15 protein-coding genes are annotated in these 19,091 nt (G+C 62.9%); 7 read left to right on the plus strand and 8 right to left on the minus strand.

Annotation, left to right across the window (positions count from 1 at the left end; all coding sequences use genetic code 11):
- Positions 1-10: 10 nt before the first annotated feature.
- The 6 genes from OVA24_RS07435 to OVA24_RS07460 form a co-directional block, all read right to left on the minus strand.
- Positions 11-2,419 (minus strand): Amuc_1098 family type IV pilus outer membrane protein, encoded by a 2,409-nt coding sequence (locus OVA24_RS07435; protein WP_267674566.1) that lies wholly within the window; start codon positions 2,417-2,419, stop codon positions 11-13.
- 231 nt (positions 2,420-2,650) lie between these two features.
- Complete coding sequence (locus tag OVA24_RS07440) at positions 2,651-3,592, minus strand: bifunctional riboflavin kinase/FAD synthetase (RefSeq protein WP_267674567.1); 942 nt, start codon at positions 3,590-3,592, stop codon at positions 2,651-2,653.
- A 7-nt stretch (positions 3,593-3,599) separates the two neighbouring features.
- Positions 3,600-4,334: a tRNA pseudouridine(55) synthase TruB gene (truB, locus tag OVA24_RS07445; protein WP_267674568.1), complete on the minus strand. Its 735-nt coding sequence runs from the start codon at positions 4,332-4,334 to the stop codon at positions 3,600-3,602.
- 37 nt (positions 4,335-4,371) lie between these two features.
- Positions 4,372-5,355 carry a DHH family phosphoesterase gene (locus tag OVA24_RS07450; RefSeq protein ID WP_267674569.1) on the minus strand — a complete coding sequence of 328 codons (984 nt, stop codon included), beginning with the start codon at positions 5,353-5,355 and terminating at the stop codon, positions 4,372-4,374.
- 395 nt (positions 5,356-5,750) lie between these two features.
- On the minus strand, positions 5,751-8,111 hold the full coding sequence (locus OVA24_RS07455) for a right-handed parallel beta-helix repeat-containing protein (RefSeq protein WP_267674570.1): 2,361 nt from the start codon (positions 8,109-8,111) through the stop codon (positions 5,751-5,753).
- A gap of 61 nt (positions 8,112-8,172) precedes the next feature.
- Positions 8,173-9,810 carry an NAD+ synthase gene (locus tag OVA24_RS07460; RefSeq protein WP_267674571.1) on the minus strand — a complete coding sequence of 546 codons (1,638 nt, stop codon included), beginning with the start codon at positions 9,808-9,810 and terminating at the stop codon, positions 8,173-8,175.
- A 113-nt stretch (positions 9,811-9,923) separates the two neighbouring features.
- On the opposite strand from OVA24_RS07460, the gene OVA24_RS07465 reads away from it, so the two are divergent.
- The 3 genes from OVA24_RS07465 (at position 9,924) to OVA24_RS07475 (ending at position 12,888) form a co-directional block, all read left to right on the plus strand.
- Positions 9,924-10,670, plus strand: a complete 747-nt coding sequence (locus tag OVA24_RS07465) for a tetratricopeptide repeat protein (protein ID WP_267674572.1) — start codon at positions 9,924-9,926, stop codon at positions 10,668-10,670.
- Between the two features lie 73 nt (positions 10,671-10,743).
- A complete protein-coding gene (locus tag OVA24_RS07470) occupies positions 10,744-11,541 on the plus strand; it encodes a tetratricopeptide repeat protein (RefSeq protein WP_267674573.1) in 798 nt (265 codons plus the stop codon).
- A 51-nt stretch (positions 11,542-11,592) separates the two neighbouring features.
- Positions 11,593-12,888, plus strand: coding sequence for a Gfo/Idh/MocA family oxidoreductase (locus OVA24_RS07475; protein ID WP_267674574.1), 1,296 nt, complete (start codon positions 11,593-11,595; stop codon positions 12,886-12,888).
- A 92-nt stretch (positions 12,889-12,980) separates the two neighbouring features.
- Here OVA24_RS07475 and OVA24_RS07480 read toward each other — a convergent pair whose 3' ends face one another.
- Complete coding sequence (locus OVA24_RS07480) at positions 12,981-13,868, minus strand: LysR family transcriptional regulator (protein ID WP_267674575.1); 888 nt, start codon at positions 13,866-13,868, stop codon at positions 12,981-12,983.
- Between the two features lie 272 nt (positions 13,869-14,140).
- Between OVA24_RS07480 and OVA24_RS07485 the strand changes: the two genes are divergently transcribed.
- From OVA24_RS07485 to OVA24_RS07500, 4 genes are all read left to right on the plus strand, one after another.
- A complete protein-coding gene (locus OVA24_RS07485) occupies positions 14,141-14,854 on the plus strand; it encodes a pirin family protein (RefSeq protein WP_267674576.1) in 714 nt (237 codons plus the stop codon).
- A gap of 35 nt (positions 14,855-14,889) precedes the next feature.
- A complete protein-coding gene (locus OVA24_RS07490) occupies positions 14,890-15,516 on the plus strand; it encodes a YceI family protein (RefSeq protein ID WP_267674577.1) in 627 nt (208 codons plus the stop codon).
- 75 nt (positions 15,517-15,591) lie between these two features.
- Positions 15,592-16,173, plus strand: coding sequence for an NADPH-dependent FMN reductase (locus OVA24_RS07495; RefSeq protein WP_267674578.1), 582 nt, complete (start codon positions 15,592-15,594; stop codon positions 16,171-16,173).
- A 96-nt stretch (positions 16,174-16,269) separates the two neighbouring features.
- Positions 16,270-17,718: a sulfatase family protein gene (locus OVA24_RS07500; RefSeq protein WP_267674579.1), complete on the plus strand. Its 1,449-nt coding sequence runs from the start codon at positions 16,270-16,272 to the stop codon at positions 17,716-17,718.
- A gap of 4 nt (positions 17,719-17,722) precedes the next feature.
- Here OVA24_RS07500 and OVA24_RS07505 read toward each other — a convergent pair whose 3' ends face one another.
- Positions 17,723-19,090: a hypothetical protein gene (locus OVA24_RS07505; protein ID WP_267674580.1), complete on the minus strand. Its 1,368-nt coding sequence runs from the start codon at positions 19,088-19,090 to the stop codon at positions 17,723-17,725.
- Position 19,091: the final 1 nt, after the last annotated feature.

Below are 19,091 nucleotides of genomic sequence, written 5' to 3' on the forward strand. Positions count from 1 at the left end.
GAACGACGGGTCATTGCTGCTGCCGGAACGGACGACCGGTGGGATCCACAAGCTGGACGTTCACCATGAAGATGATGGCGGTTGATACCGGTTGGTGGGCTTTCGACTGGAAGAGGCGTCCCACGACGGGAAGGTTCCCCAGAACCGGGCTCTTGTCCTCGACGCTCTGCAGGTTCTGCTTGAGCAGGCCGCCGACGATGATGGTGGAGCCGTCCGCAACGCTCAGGGTGGGGATGTCCACCCTCTGGGTGCTGAAGACCGGCATCAGGATCGAGTTGTCGGTCACGCGGATGGAACCGGAGCCCGAGGGCATGTTGATCGGGGTGCCATAGTTGACGAATCCATCGAAATCAGTGATGGAAGGTTTCATGACCACTTCGATGAAGCGCTTGTTCGCGTCCGCAGTGGGCAGGACCTCGAGGATCACCCCCACTTCCCGCATGTCGAACGCAGTTGGTGTGGCAGGCGTCACGGGAAATGAGTTGTTGCCCTCCGAGCCGACGTAGACGCCGTTGAGGTAGATTTCCGTCGAGCTGATGGTCTGGGGGATCTCCGGGGGCTCATATTCCGTCGGATAGATGAACTCGCGCACAACCCGCACGGAAGATGCCTGGCCGTTCCGTGTGACCGTGGAGGGACTGGTCATGAGATCGACACCTTTCTTCTGGCTCAGTCCCCGCATGAGCATGTTCGCCTGGTTGCCTCCGAAGACGCCGGAAATGCGGAAAATGCCCGGGGCGCGGTTTGCCGGCAGGGTCCGGTCGCTTCCCATGTTGATGAGATCGTCGATGGCATTTCCGTCGATGGCGGTGGCGCCACTCCGGTTGCCCGCGGTGATCGGGCGGAGGCTGTTGCCAGGGGGGATGGTGACAGGTACATCAAAAAGATCATCACCACTTCCCTGGGACCCTCCGCTGAGCGTGTAGCGGTCGCCGTCGAAGCCGACGCCGCCGAGGGTCCAGTCGAAGCCGAGTTCCTCGAGGTTCCGCTGGTCGGTGCGGATCATGGTGACCCGCGTGATGACGTTCACGGGCTCCGCTTCGGAGATGGATTCGACAATGCGGGCGATGGTGTCGAGATTGGTCTCCGTATTCGTGACGCGGAGGGTGTTGTTCTGTGCGTTGAAGGTGGCGCTGGCTCCGTCCGGGAAAGGCACGCCCTGCATGGCCAGTGCTTCCTGGGCTCCCAGCCGTTTCGCCAGGAGTCCTCCACCGGCGGCAGGCGTGGAAGCGAACGGGTCCGCGGAGGCGGCCGGGGTGGACGCTCCTTCGCTCAGGCTCGCCAGAAATCCCGGGGGGACCTTGAAGCTGCGGGAAGTCAGGCGGGTCGCGTCACCTCCGAGGGCTTGGATGATCACGGAGTAGTCATCCGTCGTATAGTGGGTTCTCGTCAGGTCGGTGACGTACTTGAGGACCTGGGAAAGAGGCGTGTTGTTGAGCTGGAGATCGAACTTGAGCGCGTTGATCTGGGCGGCTTTGTCCGGCTCGCCGAGATTCAGGTTGAAGTTGATGGTGCCCGCGGTGCCTTCGTTGGCTGAGACCTGGATGCGCAGGAAGTCGATGGCATCAGAAATGGAGGCCTGCTCCAGGGAAACCTTCGGAATGATGATCTGGTCGAGTTTGCGGGAGATGGGGACGAAGGTGGTGTCCGCCGTCTGCCCGAGCTGGCCGGGAAGTGCTGGATCCACCGGGAGGGGGGCGAGCGGAAGCTCCCAAGCCCCTTCCACCTGGCCGAGCATCTCGGCCCGGGCTTGATCGGTTGCCGTCCGCTGGTAGTCGGATTTCGCCGCGGCCAACCGTTCCAGTCCACGGCGCGCCGCGGAGTTGTATGGATCAATGCGCAGCACGTCGTCGTAGGTGGAACGTGCCTGATCGTATTTACCGAGGTTGTAGGCACCTTCGGCCGTATAGAGCAATTTGCGGACCTGGTCGACATTCCTGCCGTGGTCCACGGTCATCGCCGGATTGTTCCGGATGGGGTCGTCCAGGTCGGCACGGAACGCGAGCGCTCCCGGATCGTTGGGGGCGATGTCCGGTTGCAGAACCTTGTCCACGGCTGCTTTTGCTCCGGCGAGATCACCTTTCTTCACCAAGGTTCTGCCGTATTCGACGGATGCCTGGGCGTAGCGTTCCCTGGCGGCCGACCGGAGTTCGGCGGTGGTGGGCGCGTCCGGCAGCAGGGAGAGTGCTCCGGCGTAAGCTTCCACGGCATCGCCATGGCGGCCCGCGTTGTAGGATTCATCCCCTTTCAGGAGGAGCTCGTGGGCTTCCTGGGTGCTGGTTCCGCGTTTCGCCAGTTCACGGGCGGCGAGACCGGAGACGTCGGAAGGCCCCTGCGCGAAGAGCGGGGAAAGCAGGCATGCGGTGGCCAGCAAGGCGGCCCTGCCCGTCGGAGGAATGAGAATTCTGGAGTTCTCCATACAAAGGTTTTGGAGACGTATAGAGGGCCGGGCGCGGGAGGGTAAGCGCAAAATCCGGGAAAATTCACCTTTTTAGCGCCACCGGAACTCCATCTGGAACTCCCGGCGGGGGAGGGGGCGCCGGACCCAGCCCCGGGCCTGCAGATGGGACAGGCACAGTGCACGGAGTTTCTTGAATGCAGGAGTCAGGGTGTTCATATGAATTTGTGTTTATATGAACACTTCGATCCGTCAAGCTCCTGGACTTCGCCGCCGGTCATGAATTTTCCGGGCAGCGGCGGCGTCGGCCTCGATCTGCCGCTGAAGTGCGGTGAAATCGGCGAATTTCTTCTCCGGCCTGAGGAATTCCACGAAGGTGACCTCCAATTCGGTGCCGTAAATCTCTTCCGAAAAGTCGAACAGATGGACTTCCAGAGCGCGGGTGGTGCCATCCACGGTCGGACGGACACCCAGGTTCGCGACACCTTGGTGGACTTTCCCATCCGGGAGGGCAGTGGTGACGGCCCAGACTCCATCGGGAGGAAGCTGGGCATCTCCGGTCGAGACATTGGCGGTGGGGAAGCCGATCGTCCGTCCGAGGTGCCGGCCGTGCACGATGGGGCCGCAGACGGAATACGGGCGGCCGAGGAGTGTGGCCGCCGCGGAGAGATTCCCATCGCGGATGGCCTGGCGGATGCGGGTACTGCTCACCCGTTCGCCCTCAATCATGACGGGGGGCACGGCCTCCAGCCGGAAACCGGAGGTCTCCGCCCGGGACTGGAGCAGTTCAACGTCACCGTGGCGGCCTTTTCCGAATCTCCAATCCTCACCAACGGCGATGGTGCGGACCGGCGCCGCGAGCAATTGGTCGAGAAACCGGGCTGCGTCCATGGCTGCCAGTTCCTGGTCGAACCGCAGGGGGATGAGGAGCTCCGCACCCAGACCGCCCACGATGTGGGCCTTGTGCCCGAGGGTGGCGAGAAGTGAGGAAGGGGCCTTGGCCGGGGCGATGACCCGGATGGGATGGGGGTCGAAGGTCAGCACGCCGGCCAGCCCGCCTTGACGGCGTGCGGCATCCACCGCCCGTCCGATCACCGCCCGGTGGCCGATATGCACGCCGTCGAAAACACCCAGCGCGAGATGCAGCGGAGCATCCAGTGCCGGGAGATCTTCGAGGCGGTTGACGGTGATCATGATGGGTTCAGGCACCCCGCATGAGCGATATCTCCGCGAGGGAGACCAGAGCGTTGTACAGCTCCTGGCGGGGTGCGTTCTTCAGTTCGTCCACGGTGACGGCCCGCTCAAGCGTGAATTTTCCGGAGCGGGTGCGGCGCAGTGCGCTGAGGTGGCCGCCGCAGCCCAGTTTTTCGCCGATGTCGTGGGCGTAGGTGCGGACGTAGAAGCCCTTCGAGCAGTTCACCGTGAAGTCGATCTCCGGCAGAGCAGTGCGGGTGATCTTGTAGGAAGTGACGTGGACCGGGCGGGGTTCCCGCTCGATGACCTGGCCCTTGCGGGCGAGCTTGTAGAGGGGCACTCCATCCTTCTTGATGGCGGACACCATCGGCGGGATCTGATCGAACGGGCCCATGAAGCTGTCGAAGGCACCCTTGATCTCGGCGTCGGAAAGCTCCGGAACCGGCTTCGATTCGAGAACCTCTCCCTGGCGGTCCTGGGTGGAGGTAACGGCACCTAGTGTCATCGTACCCTCGTATTCCTTGTCTTCGCTCATGAGCAGGTCCTGGATCTTCGTCGCGCGGCCGATGACCAGCATCAGCAGGCCGGTGGCCATGGGGTCGAGGGTGCCGCAGTGGCCGATCTTCTTTGTATTCAGGGCACGGCGGGCGATCGCCACGACATCGTGCGAGGTCATGTCCGGGGCCTTGTCGATCAGCAGCACACCGCTGGGACCATTGTCATCCGATGGATTTCTTCTCATGTTTGATAAAAAATGATTCGCCGGTGGACGGGATGGCTCAGATGGCCTGCTCCACCGCGGCGAGCACCTTGGCCCGCGCTTCCCCGATGGGGCCCGCCATCCGGATGCCGGCGGCGAGGGAATGCCCGCCGCCACCGAACTGCATGGCGATTTTGCAGACGTCCACGCTCTTGTCCTTCGACCGCATGGAGACCCGGATCTTTCCGTCCGGCAGCTCTTCGAAGAAAGCCGCCACACGCACTCCGCGGATCGCGCGGATGATGTCGATGAGTCCCTCGCTGTCCTCCGGGCGCAGGTCCAGCTCCAGCCGGGTGCTGTCCTTCAGTTCCCAACTGGCAACCTTTCCATCCGGCGAGAGCTGGAGCGTGTTGAGCAGCGCCCGCATGAGCTCCACGCGGCGGTAGGGATGGTCATCGTAGGTCTTCGAGTTGATCGTCCCCACGTCCAGTCCGCGCCGGATCAGGTCCGCCGCCATTTCATAGGTGGCTGCGGTGGTGGAGGGATACTGGAAGGAGCCGGTGTCCGTGGAGACGGCGACGTAGATGGCGTCGCGGGACTCCGCGGGAAGAGGCAGGCCGAGCGCGGTGATGATGTTGTAGATGATCTGGCCGGTGGCCGGACTGTGGGAGTCGATCAGGTTCAGATCACCGTAGGAAGGGTTTGAAATGTGGTGGTCGATGTTGAGCAGGACCTTTGCTTTCGAGGCGGCGTGCAGCACGTTGTCCCCAAGACGCGGCTTGGTGGCTGTGTCCAGCGCGATGGCAACCTCCACATCGAGCGGTTCCGCGGGTGGGGTTTCGATCTTTTCGGAGCCGGGCAGAAAGGCCAGATTCTCCGGCAGGCCATCCTCGTTGATGAGGCGGACTTTTTTCCCGGCGGCCATCAACGCGAAACCGAGGCCGATCTGTGAGCCGATGGCATCCCCATCGGGACGGACATGGCTCATGATCACAAAGGAATCATGGTTGCGGAAAATTTCGCCGAGTTGCTCGATGGACGCGTTGGGAACTGGGTCGCTCATGGGGATGGAACCGCGAAGCGCGGGCGCGGATTCTTGCCGGGAGAAAGTGAGGCGCAAGGATAAAGGAGGGGGTGGAAGGCAGGGTCCCTACATTAGGGAGAAATCCAACCGCCATGTCGCTTCGCTTCCATGGCGGTTGAAAAATGCACGTATCAGGGAACTGCCCATCCCCAATGTAGGAGCCCTGGGATGGAAGGGGTGCGGGTGCAGACGGTCCCGGCGTCGGCCCGGAACACCGTTTGTTTGAAGGGCGGGAAACTGGTCATTTCCGGGGATGGCGGAACAGCATTACGTCCGCGCAGCTTGCGCTGATCCGGCCTGCGGTTCCTGCCTGGCTGCGGGTCTCCATGGCGGGGCCATTCTCCAGGATCCTGGGATTCCCCTGCCGCCGGCTGTCACTGGTCTTCGGGTACGGCGGTTGCCTTCGGCGGGGTCTCCGCGTTTTTCTCCGGAGCAGGTTCGTCCTTCACCGTGAGGTTCGCGTTCAGGAGGACCTGCTGGCCCAGGTTGCCGACGTTGGTGTTTCCGGAATAGCTGGCGGCGGTCAGACCGATGTCGAGGATGAGGCCCGGGCCGGTGTTCTTGGAAGCCTCGTTTCCTGAGAACGCCACACCGGCGGCGGGGGCACGGATGGCGAAGCCTCCCAGCAGGTTGTTGCGGGCGGTGTTGCCCGTGGCCCTGCCGGAGCCGGCGCTGCTGAGGACCACGCCGAACTCACGGTTGCCGGAGAACTGGTTTTTCTCGAGCGAGACGGAGCCACCGCCATTGTCCGCGTGCACTCCGTTCGCGCTGTTGTCGTCACAACGGTTGCCGACGAGGATGATGGCGGCGCCGTCCCATGATTCGATGCCGTGACCGAAGTTCCGCAGGGACTCCGACTCCCGGACTTCCAACAGGGTGCCGGGTCCGGAGGCGGCCACGCCGTTCCAGCCATTGTCGGCGAAGCGGCAGCGGTTGATGATGGCGTGCCCGCCCTCGATGACGGCAAGTCCATGACCGCTGGCGTCCTGGAAGCGGCAGTCCACGAAATCCACCGCGACTCCCCGGACAAGGCCTGCGGAATAGCGTTCCTCTCCGGGATCGAATGATTCATGGCGGAATGAGAAACCGGTCACACGGGCACCCTTCGCATTGGCCGCGAGAGTGATGGGGGAGCCATCCTGTGCCGCGCACTGGACGATGGTGGTGTCCGGACCCGCACCCTGGAGGTCGATGGCGGCGGTCACGACCAGCGGACCTTCCCATGTGCCGGCGGCGATGATGACGCGGTCCCTGTCCCGTGCCTTGGCGAGGGCCTCCGCCGGCGTGGCGAAATCCCCGGGAACACGGATGGTGCGGGCATAGGAGGAAAGCTTTTCCAACTGTGCCTTGATCTCCGGGTCCTCCGGCGAAAGGAGGCTGGCTTCGCGGAGCAGATCAAGGATGGCTTGGTCGAACTGGCCCTTGTCCCGCGCGCGTGCCTGTCCGAGAAGCTCCCTGGCTTTCCGGATGTCCGCGGCGGCCTTGTCCCGGGCGGCGGTCGCATCCGCGAGCAAGGCCTCCGCGTCGTCATCACCCGGTCGGGAGGCGAGGATCTTGTTGGCGGCGGAGATGGCGTCGTCCCATTTCCGCTGCTGCAGCATGTCACGCGCGGAGGCGAGCGTGAGACGGTCCGCCTCGAGCGCCTTCCCTTCGGCGATCTGCTTGAGGAGGCTGGTGGCCTCCTTTTCGTTGGGGAAACGGTCCAGCACCTGTTGGGCGGAGGCGGTGGCCTCATCCCACCGCTTCGCTTCCAGGGAGGCCTTCGCCTGTCCGGTCAGGAAGCCGATGAACTGGCTGTCCTCTTCCGCGATGCCGGCTGCGATTTTCGCACGCCCTTCGGTGAGGAGGGAGGATTCGGGATTCAGTTTTTCAATCTGGTCAAAGATCCGGGCGGCTTCCGGCCACCTGCGGTTCTCGATCATGGAGTAGCCCTTTTTCCCCAGCTCGATGACTTCCTCGAGTTTCTGGAGCCGCAGGTCTTCCTCCCGTTTCAGGTAGAACATCATTCCGGCGATGCACAGCAGGATGACGGTGAGCAACCATGCCACGCGGGCCGCACGTTTTGAACCCCGGACAGGAACATCGTCCTCAGCCTCATCATCCGAAACGTCCGTGATTTGAGGAAGGGGAGGAGCGGATGGAGGGAGGGATTCCGCGCGTTCGAAAATGAAAGCGGGTTTCTCAGGAGCGGGCTTGCCTGCGGGCGGAGAAGCTGGAACCGGTGTCTCCGGGGCTGGCGGTGGCGCAACGGCGACGGCTGGGGTTTCAGGTGGTGTTTGCGGAGCTGGTGGGGAAGCGGACTCCACGGCCACCCCGGTGGGCGGTGTCGGAAGAGGGAGGGCGACTGCTTCGGCGTCGGTGGGAAGGGGAGCCGGTGGGGGCGGGATTTCCTCCGCCGTTACCGGTTGGGCGGGTTCCCCGGTGGCGGGAGGAACGGGATTGGCGGCGACCGGAGGGATGGTTGCGGCAGGAGGACTCTCCACCTCGGGCGCAGGCTGGAGGCCTCCGGAAGGGCGTGGGAGGAGGCCGACGGCTTCCAGGTGCTCCCGCACGGCGGCCAGTGCCTGGTCGAAATCCACCAGGCCCTTCTGGTAGCGCTCCGCCAGGATGTCATTCGGGGCGGTGCGGACCATTTCCGCGATGCGCTCGCGGGCCTCCTTGAATTCATTCAGGAAAGGACGCGGATCATCGTCCGGTCCCAGTCCCAGGGTTTTGCGCGCATCGGAAAGAGTCATGGGGGTGTCAACAAAGCCTGTTTAACAGCGTGCGGAAGTGAGGGAAAGGGAGGATTCGGGATCAGCCGACGAAACGCTGGACCACCGGCATACGGCGGCCGATGCCGAATGCCTTCGAGGTGACGCGCAGACCGGGAGCCGCCTGCTGGCGCTTCCACTCGTTGAGATCCACCCGGCGCTGGATCCAGCGGACCATGTTTTCCTCATAACCCGCTGAGATGATTTCGTCCGTGGAGAGCTGCCGCTCCACGTAGAGCTCCAGGATGGCATCCAGGATGTCGTAAGGAGGCAGGGTGTCCTGGTCTTTCTGGTCCGGCCTGAGTTCGGCGCTCGGTGGCTTGTCGATGGTGTTCCACGGGATGATCTCCTTTTCGCGGTTGATCCAGCGGCAGAGTTCGTAGACCCGGGTTTTCGGCAGGTCGGAGATGGCGGCGAGCCCGCCGCACATGTCCCCGTAGATGGTGCAGTAGCCGACGGCCAGCTCGCTCTTGTTCCCGGTGGTGAGCAGGAGGTGGCCGTCCTTGTTGGACAGGGCCATGAGCAGGACGCCGCGGATGCGGGCCTGGATGTTTTCTTCCGTCACATCCTCCGGCTTGCCGGCGAAGAGCGGTTTCAGGGTGGCCTTGATGGTATGGTAGATGTCGCTGATGGGCACCCTGTCGCAGCGGATGCCAAGGCTTTCCGCCAGGGCCACGGAATCATCCACGCTGCCGCCGGAGGAGTAGGGGCTGGGCATGGTGAGGCCGTGGACGTTTTCCGCGCCGAGGGCGTCCGCCGCCAGCACGGCGGTGAGAGCGGAGTCGATGCCGCCGCTGAGGCCGAGGCAGGCACTGGTGAATCCGCACTTCGTCGCGTAGTCGCGCAGGCCCAATACCAGGGCGTGGTAAAGCTGGGCGGCGTCCGCTTCATCCGTGACCGGTGCGCCGGCTGCGGCATCGAACGGGTCAATCACCAGCGTCTGCTCCACAAAGCCGGACATCTGCACGGCGGTGCTTCCATCCGCACGGACGACCACCGAGTGGCCGTCGAAAATGAGCTGGTCCTGCCCGCCGGTGGCATTGCAATAGACGACGGGAGCCTTCGCCTGCCTGGCGACGGCGCCCAGCATTTCCCGGCGCTGCGCGGGCTTTCCGAGGTGGAAGGGGGAAGCGCTGAGATTGAGGAGGAGATCGATGCCTTTCGCCGCCAGTTCCTCGGCGGGATCCCTCTCGTAGAGCGGGCGCTGGAGGTAGTCCTCCGTCCAGATGTCCTCGCAGATGGTGATGCCGATGCGGTGTCCCTTCCAGATCACCGGCTCACAGGACTCCCCGGGTTCGAAGTAGCGGCGCTCATCGAACACATCGTAGGTGGGGAGCAGGGTTTTCCAGATGCGGTGGCGGATCTCCCCACCCTCCAGCCAGGCGGCGGCGTTCCGGAACGGCTTGCCGGGGCGGGCGGACGTGTTGTGGTCCAGATAGCCGACGATGAGCGGGACCTCGCGGATGCCTTCCGCGAGGTGGTCCAGCGCTTGCAGGCACTTCGGCACGAACTGGGATTTGAAGACGAGGTCGCGCGGCGGATAGCCGGAAAGTGCCATTTCCGGTGTGATGACGAGGTCCGCCCCCGCTTCCAGACATTCGCGGTAGGCGGCCAGGATGCGTTTGATGTTTCCGGGGAAGTCCCCGATGACGGCGTTGGTTTGCGCGAGGCCGATCTTCATGGATTGCAGGGGAAGGGAAGCACCCCCGCAGGCCGGGGGAAACCCAAAATCACAAGGGATCCCAAGAACAGAAACCTTGAACCCCGGGCATTTTGCGATAGAACGGGAATTCCATGAAAAAAGCGTCCTTCTGCATGATCGGTTCCGTCGTCGGGTTGTTGGGCGTCAACGCGGCGGTCGCGGATGTTCCGGGGGGAGCTCCACCGGTGCAACCAAGGCAGGAACAAGGCGTGGTGGGGAGGGAGGCATTCCATGAACTGACCGAAGACCAGCGGAAGGAGTTCTCAGCCCATGTCAGCGAGGCGTCACGCCTGCTGCGGATGAAACGGATCCCCGCAAGCCTGGATGAACTGGCGGCAGCGGAAGCCATCTTCGCCGGTTCCCCGGAAACCCACAACCTGCGGGGCTCCTGCCATGTCGAGGCGCGGGATTTCGGCCGGGCGATGGAAGCTTTCAGAAAGGCGGATGCGCTGATGCCGGGGAACATGGGCATTTCCTTCAACATCGCGGAGGTTCATTTCGTGGAACATCGGTGGGAGGAGGCGATGAAAGCGTTCGGCGCGCTGCAGCCGAAGCTGGCGGGTGGAGATGGAACGCTCGCAGCCTTGGTCGATCTGAAGCTGCTGGTCTGTCATTGCAAGCTGGGTGCCCTGGCGGACGCCGGTGCCTTGGCGGCCAAGCGCGCCGATGATGCCACCACTCCGTTCCAATGGTATGCGAAGGCGGTCATCGAATTCGAAAACCGGAACCGGGGCGCTGCGGCGGGGTTTCTTCAGGACGTGAAGGCCTTCCACCCGGACCGCGGACTGAATGCTCCGTTCATCGACACGCTGATCGAGTCCCGGTATGTGAAAAACTGAGGATTTTCGAGATGAACGACAGCTTGCCGACTCCGTTCCGGCGGTTTAGCCTGAACACAGGAATCGCCCCTTTATGAAATTTTCCGCTTTCTCATCCCTCATTCTCGCCCTGGCACTTGCTCCATTGATGGCGCAGGACGCTCCCGCGCCCACCCCGGCCGCTGATCCGAAGAAGGAAGGCGAAGCACCGAAGCAGGAACTCAACGCGAACCAGAAGGCATTCCTCAATCTGCCCGAAGAGCAGCGGAAGGAATTCGCAAAACACCTGGGGGAGGCCTCCCGGCTGTTTCAGGCGAAGCGGGTGTTCGAGTCCCTGGATGAATTGTTCAAGGCTGAGAAAATCTTCAAGGAAGCTCCGGAGATCTACAATCTCCGTGGTTCCTGCTACGTTGAGTTCCGCGACTTCGACAAAGCGATGGAGGATTTCCGCAAGGCGAGCCAGCTCTCGCCGAACAATCCGAGCATCGAGTTCAACATCGCGGAGGTGCTGTTCGTGACCAGGAAATGGCAGGAAGCCCACGATGCCTTTGAAAAGCTGCTCACCCTGCTGCCGCAAAACGACGTCGCGCTGGGACGGCTGGTCGAATTCAAGCTGCTGCTGTGCAAGGAAAAGCTCGGAAAGAAAAACGAGGTGATCCTCCTGGCGGGCAAGTATGACTATCTGGATGAGTCGCCTTTCTACTACTTCGCGCAGGCCGCGCTGGCATACGAGAGCAAGGATCTCCTGAAGGCGGAGGAATGGCTGGCGATGAGCGGGCGCATTTTCCAGGATCCCAACGTGCTGGCGCCGTGGCAGGATACCCTGGTGGAGTTCGGCTACATCAAAAGCTTCTACGGGGATGATGCCAGCACCGCTCCTGAAGCTCCCTGAATCTGATTTTTCTGGTAAGAACGGCGGGTGGAGGGTCGTTTAGGTCCACTCATGAATCCGTCAAATCCTACCGACCGACGCTCTTTCCTCAAAACCGGCGGCCTTGTCACGGCCGCCGCCGCGATGCCCACCATCCTGCGCGCGCAGGATGCCGCAAAGGCAGCCGGTGACATCAAAGTGGCCCTCGTCGGCTGTGGTGGCCGTGGAACCGGCGCCGCCGCGCAATCCCTCAACTGCCCCGGGACCCGCCTGGTGGCCATTGCGGATGCCTTCCCGGACAATGCCCAGCGTGCGCTGGACAACCTGAAGAAGCAGTTCGGTGACAAGGTGGACGTGCCGAAGGAGCGCGTTTTCGCCGGCTTCGACGCCTACAAGGCCGCGATCGACGCGTGCGACCTGGTGATCCTCACCACGCCTCCCGGCTTCCGCCCGGCTCACTTCGAATACGCGGTGGAGAAGGGCAAACACGTCTTCCTGGAGAAGCCCGTCGCGGTTGATGGCCCGGGTGTCCGCAAGGTTCTGGAAGCCGCGAAGAAGGCGGATGAAAAGGGCCTGAAGATCGTCGGCGGCCTGCAGCGCCACTATCAGAACAGTTACCTGGAAACGCTGGCCAAGGTGAAGGAAGGCATCATCGGTGACATCGTCTCCGCCCAGGTTTATTGGAGCGGCGCAGGCGTCTGGACCCGTGCGCGCAAGGAAGGCATGAGCGAGATGGAATACCAGATGCGGAACTGGTACTACTTCAACTGGATCTGCGGCGACCACATCGTCGAGCAGCACATCCACAACATCGATGTCGTCAACTGGTTCAAGGGTGGCGCACACCCGGTGAAGGCCAACGGCATCGGCGGACGCACCAAACGCGTCGGCAAGGACTGGGGTGAGATTTACGATCACCACTACGTTGAGTTCACCTATGCGGACGGTACGGTGATGAACAGCCAGTGCAAGCACTGGGATGGCACCTGGTCCCGCGTGAGCGAGTCCATCATGGGCAGCCAGGGCACGGCCCAGCCCGGCCAGATCAAGGACCGCAAGGGCAAGGTCATCTGGCGCTTCAAGGGACCTGACAACAACCCTTACCAGACCGAGCACGACGTGCTGGTCAAACACATCCAGGAGAACAAGCCGGTCAACGACGCCTACTTCACCGCGGAGTCCACGCTCAGTGCGATCCTCGGCCGGATGGCGACCTACTCCGGCCAGGAAGTGACCTGGGAGCAGGCGCTCAATTCCAGCCTCGACACCATGCCCAAGGTCCTCGCCTGGGACGCGGATCCCGGCCCGAAAGCCGGTGCGGATGGCCTCTACCCGGCCCCGATCCCTGGTGTGACCAAGGTGTTCTGATCCTTGGGTTCGCTTTGTTCTCGGGCGGCGGTCGTCGGAAGATGGCCGCCGCTTTTTCATTTGGCAAAGCTCATGGAACTTCGGCGGAGGGACTATCTCCCTTTCGCCGCCTGCTTGAGTTCCTCGATGAATGCCAGCACGGAGGGCCGGCACGGTTGGTCGGCCAGGACCCCGGCGGCGACCACGATCTTTCCGGGTTCCTTCTCGATGGGGATGCCGGCCAACGCGTCGCGGCGACCGTTGCCGATGGCGATGTTGTCCGCCAGCAGGGCCACGCCCAGCCCTGCTTCCAGGGCGGAGAGCAGGCTGGTGATGCCGTCGAATTCCCCGGCCACCTTGGCCTGGAGCTTGTGTTCGCGGAAGAAGCCGGTGATGCGTTCCCAATATTCCGGGTAGTGCTCCCGGTCGTAGAGCAGGAGTTTCTCTCCCGACAGATCGGCTGTGGAGATCTTTTTCCGGCCCGCGAGCGGATGGTTGGTCTTCACGACCAGCCGCCAGCCGTAGGTGCGCAGGGTTTCCCAGCGGATGTCCTGTTGGGGGCCGGGTGGGGCGAGAATGAGGTCGAGCTTCCCGGAGGCCAGCCCGGCGCGCATCTCGGAGGAGGAGCAATCATTCAGGCTGATGCGGACGCGGGGGTGGATCTGGGTGAACCGCTCGATTGCGATGCCAAGGAAATCCCCGGCGAGTGATGGCGCGTAGCCGATCCTCAATGGTTCCCCGATGCCGGCGAGCTTCACCTTTTCGATCATCGCATCCGCCGCGCGGACGAATTTCTTCCCTTCGGTCATGAGTGCTTCCCCGGCCGGGGTGAGGCTCACGGAGTGGGCGCCGCGTTCGAGGAGCTGGACTCCCATGTCGTCCTCCAGGCCCTTGATCTGGCGGCTGAGGGCGGGCTGGGTGATCCTGAGGGCGCGGGCGGCGGCGGTGATGCTGCCTTCCTCGCAGATGGTCAGGAAATTCCTCAGTTGCCTCAGTTCCATACCTGCTTCTAGCAGGAGGTGGATGGGTTGCCATGCACATTTCCTCTCCCGTAGCGTGATGGCTGCGCCATCACGGCGGGGTGGATCGGTAATATCCCCCGATGCCAAGGCGACATGGATGGCATCGCTCGCATGCGGAACGGGAGAGGAAGGAGGGTCTTGCCAGCCGTCGTGGCGAAGCCACGCCCCTACTTCCACCGCATGCCGGGAAGGCATGCTCAGGCTGCGGAGGTGGCATTATGCGGGGCGGGGGATTCCGGTATGATGGGGGCATGACAAGCAATCCCGCACTGACAGTCCGCCGCGCGACGGAGCGCGGCCACGCCAACCATGGCTGGCTCGACAGTTGGCACACGTTTTCCTTCGCGGACTACTATGATCCCGCGCACATGGGGTTCCGCTCCCTGCGTGTGATCAATGACGACAAGGTGGCTCCGAAGGGTGGATTCCCCATGCACCCCCACCGGGACATGGAGATCTTCTCCTACGTGCTGGAAGGGGCGTTGGCCCATGAGGATTCGATGGGCAACAAGAGGGTGCTGAACCCCGGTGAGATCCAGCTCATGCGGGCGGGTTCCGGTGTGCGCCACTCCGAGTTCAATCCATCCGCCTCCGGCCGCACCCATCTGCTCCAGATCTGGATCACCCCCGCGACACGCGGCCTTGAACCGGCCTATACCGAGTGGAAGCCTTCCGGCCCCTCCGCCGGAGGGAAGACACTGGTGATCTCTCCGGACGGCCGGGACGGCTCCGCCACCATCGCCCAGGATGCCTTTGTCCATTTGCTGAAACTGGATGGCACTGCTTCCGCTTCCCACCTGCTGGAAGAGGGGCGCGGCCTCTGGCTGCACGTCGCCAAAGGCGATGTGGAAGTAAATGGAATAAAATTGGAAGCAGGAGACGCCGTGTCGCTCGAACAAGCGGGCGAAGTCAAAGTAACGGCCACTGGCGGACCTGCCGAGGCACTCCTGTTCGATCTCGCATAAGCTCCCAAAAAACGAAAACACAGATACCTCACACCATGAAACCAACATCCATCATCATCGCCCTCGCGGTTCCCGTCCTTTTCACGGCCTGCGAAAACCCCGCTGACAAGACCGAGTCCGCCGCCGTCAAGGAGGCGGTGGAAGGCACCGTGGCCACCGCTGACGGCGGCACGAAGTATGTCTTCACGGAGAACTCCACCGTGAACTTCGTGGGTTCGAAAGTCACCGGCAGCCACAGCGGTGGTTTCAAGACCGTCACCGGACACTTCAGCGTGAAGGACGGCGCTCTTTCCGGCAACGACCACAAGGTGTCCATCGACATGAACTCCACCTGGTCCGATGCGGACAAGCTCACCGAACACCTGAAGAGCGCGGATTTCTTCGACGTGGAGAAATTCCCGGAGTCCACCTTCGCCGCGACCTCCCTGGAGAAGAAGTCGGACACTTCCTATCAGGTCTCCGGAAACTTCACGCTTCATGGCGTGACGAAGAACATCACCTTCCCCGCCACCGTCACCCAGAGCGGGGACCTTGTGAAGATCGACGCGAAGTTCGACATCAACCGCCAGGATTTCGGCGTGGTCTATCCGGGCAAGGCGGAGGACCTGATCCGCAATGAAGTCGTCATCGAGCTGAAGCTTGAGGTGAAGGCGGGCGCCTGATCGTGCCAATATCGTCAAGGCGGCGTCAGTGTTCTTGCTGACGCCGCCATTTTTTGTGACATACTCCCGGTAAATATGAGCAAGCCACGCATCCTTGTTTTTGGCGGCAGCCTCCGCCTTGAGTCCTACAACCAGAAGCTCGCGGCACTGGCGGCGGAATCCGCCCACCAGGCGGGTGCTGAGGTGACGCTGATCTCATTGAGGGACTACCGCCTGCCTCTGTTCGACGAGGATGATGAGGAGGCGGAGGGCAAGCCGGAGGGGGCAAAGAAGCTGAAGGAGCTGTTCGTGCGCAGCGATGGCTTCATCATCGCTTCACCGGAGTACAACAGCGGCATCACCGGGGTGCTGAAGAACACCATCGACTGGGTGTCCAGGGCGGACTCCGATGACGAGCCGCCGCTGCTGGCGTTCAAGGGGAAAGCCGCGGCCATCATCGCCGCATCCCCCGGAGGGTATGGCGGCGCGCGCAGCCTGGCGCAGCTCCGCATCCTGCTGGGGAATATCCGCGTCGAGGTGATCGACGGGGAAGTCACCATCCCGAAGGCGTATGAGGCATTCACGGCGGATGACCGGCTGACCGACGGCGCGCAGATGGCGGCGGTGGAGCAGCTCGTCGGCAGGTTGGTGGACCAGCTCCGGAAAACGGAGGCTTGAGATGAAATTTCCATTGGATTCCGGGTGTTTTTTGGAACACCGGAACATCTCGGGAAATAAGGGGGTGTGATCCTTTGTTCCAAACGACCCATTCCGATGAGATTCCTCATGTTCCTCGCTCCGTTGTTTGCCGTTGCCACCACCATGGCCGCACCACCGAACATCGTCCTCATCTATGCGGATGACCTGGGATACGGCGATATCTCGGTGAATGGTGCGACGGCGGTGGCGACTCCAAACATCGACCGCATTGCGAAGGAGGGCATCAATTTCCGGTCAGGCTACAGCAGCTCCGCGACCTGCACGCCTTCGCGCTTCTCCATGTTGACGGGAAAGTACGCGTTCCGTCAGGCAGGAACCGGCATCCTGCCGGGAGATGCCGGTCTCATCATCGACACGAAGATGCCGACACTGGCCTCCGTGCTGCGGCAGGCGGGCTACCGCACCGGCGTCGTGGGGAAGTGGCACCTGGGCCTGGGTGGCGGAGGGGGGCCGGACTGGAACGGAGAAATCAAGCCGGGGCCGGATGAGATCGGCTTCGGCTTCTCCCACATCATGGCGGCGACGGGTGACCGCGTGCCGTGTGTGTATGTGGAGAATGGGCGGGTGGTGAACCTGGATCCTGCGGACCCCATCCGTGTTTCCTACAAGGAGCCGTTTCCCGGATTGCCGACGGGCATCACCCAACGTTCCGGATTGAAGATGGACTGGAGCCATGGGCACAACAATGCGGTCATCAACGGCATCGGTCGCATCGGTTTCATGAGCGGCGGAAAGGCGGCGCTGTGGAAGGATGAGGACATGGCGGACGCGTTCACGGCGCAGGCGGTGCGCTTCATCACGGAATCAAAGGACAAGCCGTTCTTCCTGTTCCACGCTCTGCATGACATCCACGTGCCGCGCGTGCCGCATCCGCGGTTCGTCGGAAAAACGGAAATGGGTCCACGTGGGGATGCGATCATCCAAACGGACTGGCAGGTGGGCGAGGTACTGCGGACCCTGGATGACCTGGGCATCGCGGACAACACGCTGGTGATCTTCACCAGTGACAACGGCCCCGTGCTGGATGACGGCTATGTGGACGGATCTGTCGTGAAAGTCGGGGACCACAAACCCTCAGGACCTCTCAGGGGTGGCAAGTATTCGATCCATGAAGGGGGAACGCGGGTTCCGTTCCTGGTGAGATGGCCGGCGAAGATCAAGGACGGCGGGACGAGCGATGCGGTGGTCAGCCAGATCGACTTTCCCAGGACTTTCGCCAAGCTGGGCGGAACCACTTCTCCGGAAGGCGCGTTCCCGGACAGTGAGGAAATCTCGGCGGCGTTGACCGGTGCTTCTCCTGATGGCCGTCCGTTCGTCGTGCAACAGGGAATCGGCGGACAACTGGCGCTGAGGGAAGGGGACTGGAAGCTGATCCTACCGAAGAAGGGAAAACCCCAGCTTTTCAACCTGGCCGATGATCTGGCGGAGAGCCGGAATGTAGCCGCGGAGCATCCGGACAAGGTGAAGGAAATGTCCGGACGTCTGGCAAAGATCCGCGGATGAGATCTCAGTCCTCCTCCAGGATCACCCGGATGTCATCGCTTGAGACGCCCGCGTTGAAGACGATGGTGACGGTGCGCCGGTCTTCCGACAGGGTGACTTGCTCCGGATATCCCGATGGCTGGTTGAGATCGATCCCGCGGAACTGGCGGGCCTCCTCGCTCACATCCGTCCATGCGCCGGTGGCGAAGATGCCATCGGTCGCATCGAGGTATTTTCCCTGGCAGCAGATTCCAAGTACCGGGCGGTCAAAGGTGACCGCTCCGTCGAACCGTTTGAAGCCGAAGTCATAGACAGGATTGAAGCGGACGAGAAAGCTGCGGAGGCGTTTTTCCGGATCCTCCCGCAGCACATGGAGCTGGCTGGCGTTGGCGGAGGAAAACGTGCCGGGTTCCGTGATCTCCGCCTGGAACGACTGGTCGAAGATGACGTTCCGCTTTTCCGGGATGACGAGGACGGTGTCGTTGCTTTCGAGCTTTGAGAGCTGTTCCGCGGTCCCCGGAGGGGCGGGTTTGACCGAGCCGTGGGTGGCGATGATGCCGGAGGCCAGCGGCCAGGTCCGTGCGAAGGGCGTGGCCTCGAATGCCAGATCCTCGATGCCGGCGGATCTGGCGGTTCGCACCGCCTGACCTTCCTCCAGGCGGCGTGTTTCCTTGCCTTGGCTCACCTCGATGAGTCCGTCCAGAACGAGGAACTCCGATGCGCCGTTGCGGTGGGTGGAGACACCGAAGGAAGTGCCCAGATCCGTGACCATGCCGGTGGCGGTGGCCACCTGGAAGCCATGGGCGCTTTCCGGGCACCAGGCGTTCAGCTTCCCGGAATGGAGCCTCATCTTCATGGCGGACTCGATCCTGAAATCCGCCGGAGCTTCGACCGCGACGACGGCCCCGTTGCTGAAGTTGAGGCGGAACAGACCCTCCTGCGGGGCGTGGTGGTAGCCGGGCGTGATGTCATGCCGGGCGATGACCCGTCCCTGGTCATCCAGCTCGATCATGGAGGCCACGACTGCGGATGTGGTGGATGGCCGGTAGGCGACGAAGGCCCCTGTGGCCGCCAGGGTGATGACGGCGGCGACTGCCAGCCGGCGTGCCCACGTGCGGCGGGAAATCCTGCGGGTGAGGCCGTTGACGAAATCATCCGCCTGCTCCGCGCCCACGGCCATGGCATGGCCGGCGGCGCTGCGGACGAAGTTCTCATCCTGGCGTTCCGTTTTCAGCCGCCCGAGCGAGTCTGACATTTCCAGATGCAGCCGCAGCTCCGCGCGCAACGCGGCATCCCCGCGCAGCGCGTCCATGAGGGCGGCGCGGGACAGCTCGTCCGCCTGCCCGTCGAGCAGCTCTTCCAGAAGTTCCTGTGGGTGGTCCGGAGTTGGCATG

The organism is Luteolibacter sp. SL250 (assembly GCF_026625605.1).
Lineage (GTDB): Bacteria > Verrucomicrobiota > Verrucomicrobiia > Verrucomicrobiales > Akkermansiaceae > Luteolibacter.

Excerpts from the sequence above, each read along its gene's own strand:
- OVA24_RS07435 (WP_267674566.1), bottom strand. The coding sequence starts at position 2,419 with ATGGAGAACTCCAGAATTCTCATTCCTCCGACGGGCAGGGCCGCCTTG.
- OVA24_RS07440 (WP_267674567.1), bottom strand. The coding sequence starts at position 3,592 with ATGATCACCGTCAACCGCCTCGAAGATCTCCCGGCACTGGATGCTCCG.
- truB (WP_267674568.1), bottom strand. The coding sequence starts at position 4,334 with ATGAGAAGAAATCCATCGGATGACAATGGTCCCAGCGGTGTGCTGCTG.
- OVA24_RS07450 (WP_267674569.1), bottom strand. The coding sequence starts at position 5,355 with ATGAGCGACCCAGTTCCCAACGCGTCCATCGAGCAACTCGGCGAAATT.
- OVA24_RS07455 (WP_267674570.1), bottom strand. The coding sequence starts at position 8,111 with ATGACTCTTTCCGATGCGCGCAAAACCCTGGGACTGGGACCGGACGAT.
- OVA24_RS07460 (WP_267674571.1), bottom strand. The coding sequence starts at position 9,810 with ATGAAGATCGGCCTCGCGCAAACCAACGCCGTCATCGGGGACTTCCCC.
- OVA24_RS07465 (WP_267674572.1), top strand. The coding sequence starts at position 9,924 with ATGAAAAAAGCGTCCTTCTGCATGATCGGTTCCGTCGTCGGGTTGTTG.
- OVA24_RS07470 (WP_267674573.1), top strand. The coding sequence starts at position 10,744 with ATGAAATTTTCCGCTTTCTCATCCCTCATTCTCGCCCTGGCACTTGCT.
- OVA24_RS07475 (WP_267674574.1), top strand. The coding sequence starts at position 11,593 with ATGAATCCGTCAAATCCTACCGACCGACGCTCTTTCCTCAAAACCGGC.
- OVA24_RS07480 (WP_267674575.1), bottom strand. The coding sequence starts at position 13,868 with ATGGAACTGAGGCAACTGAGGAATTTCCTGACCATCTGCGAGGAAGGC.
- OVA24_RS07485 (WP_267674576.1), top strand. The coding sequence starts at position 14,141 with ATGACAAGCAATCCCGCACTGACAGTCCGCCGCGCGACGGAGCGCGGC.
- OVA24_RS07490 (WP_267674577.1), top strand. The coding sequence starts at position 14,890 with ATGAAACCAACATCCATCATCATCGCCCTCGCGGTTCCCGTCCTTTTC.
- OVA24_RS07495 (WP_267674578.1), top strand. The coding sequence starts at position 15,592 with ATGAGCAAGCCACGCATCCTTGTTTTTGGCGGCAGCCTCCGCCTTGAG.
- OVA24_RS07500 (WP_267674579.1), top strand. The coding sequence starts at position 16,270 with ATGAGATTCCTCATGTTCCTCGCTCCGTTGTTTGCCGTTGCCACCACC.
- OVA24_RS07505 (WP_267674580.1), bottom strand. The coding sequence starts at position 19,090 with ATGCCAACTCCGGACCACCCACAGGAACTTCTGGAAGAGCTGCTCGAC.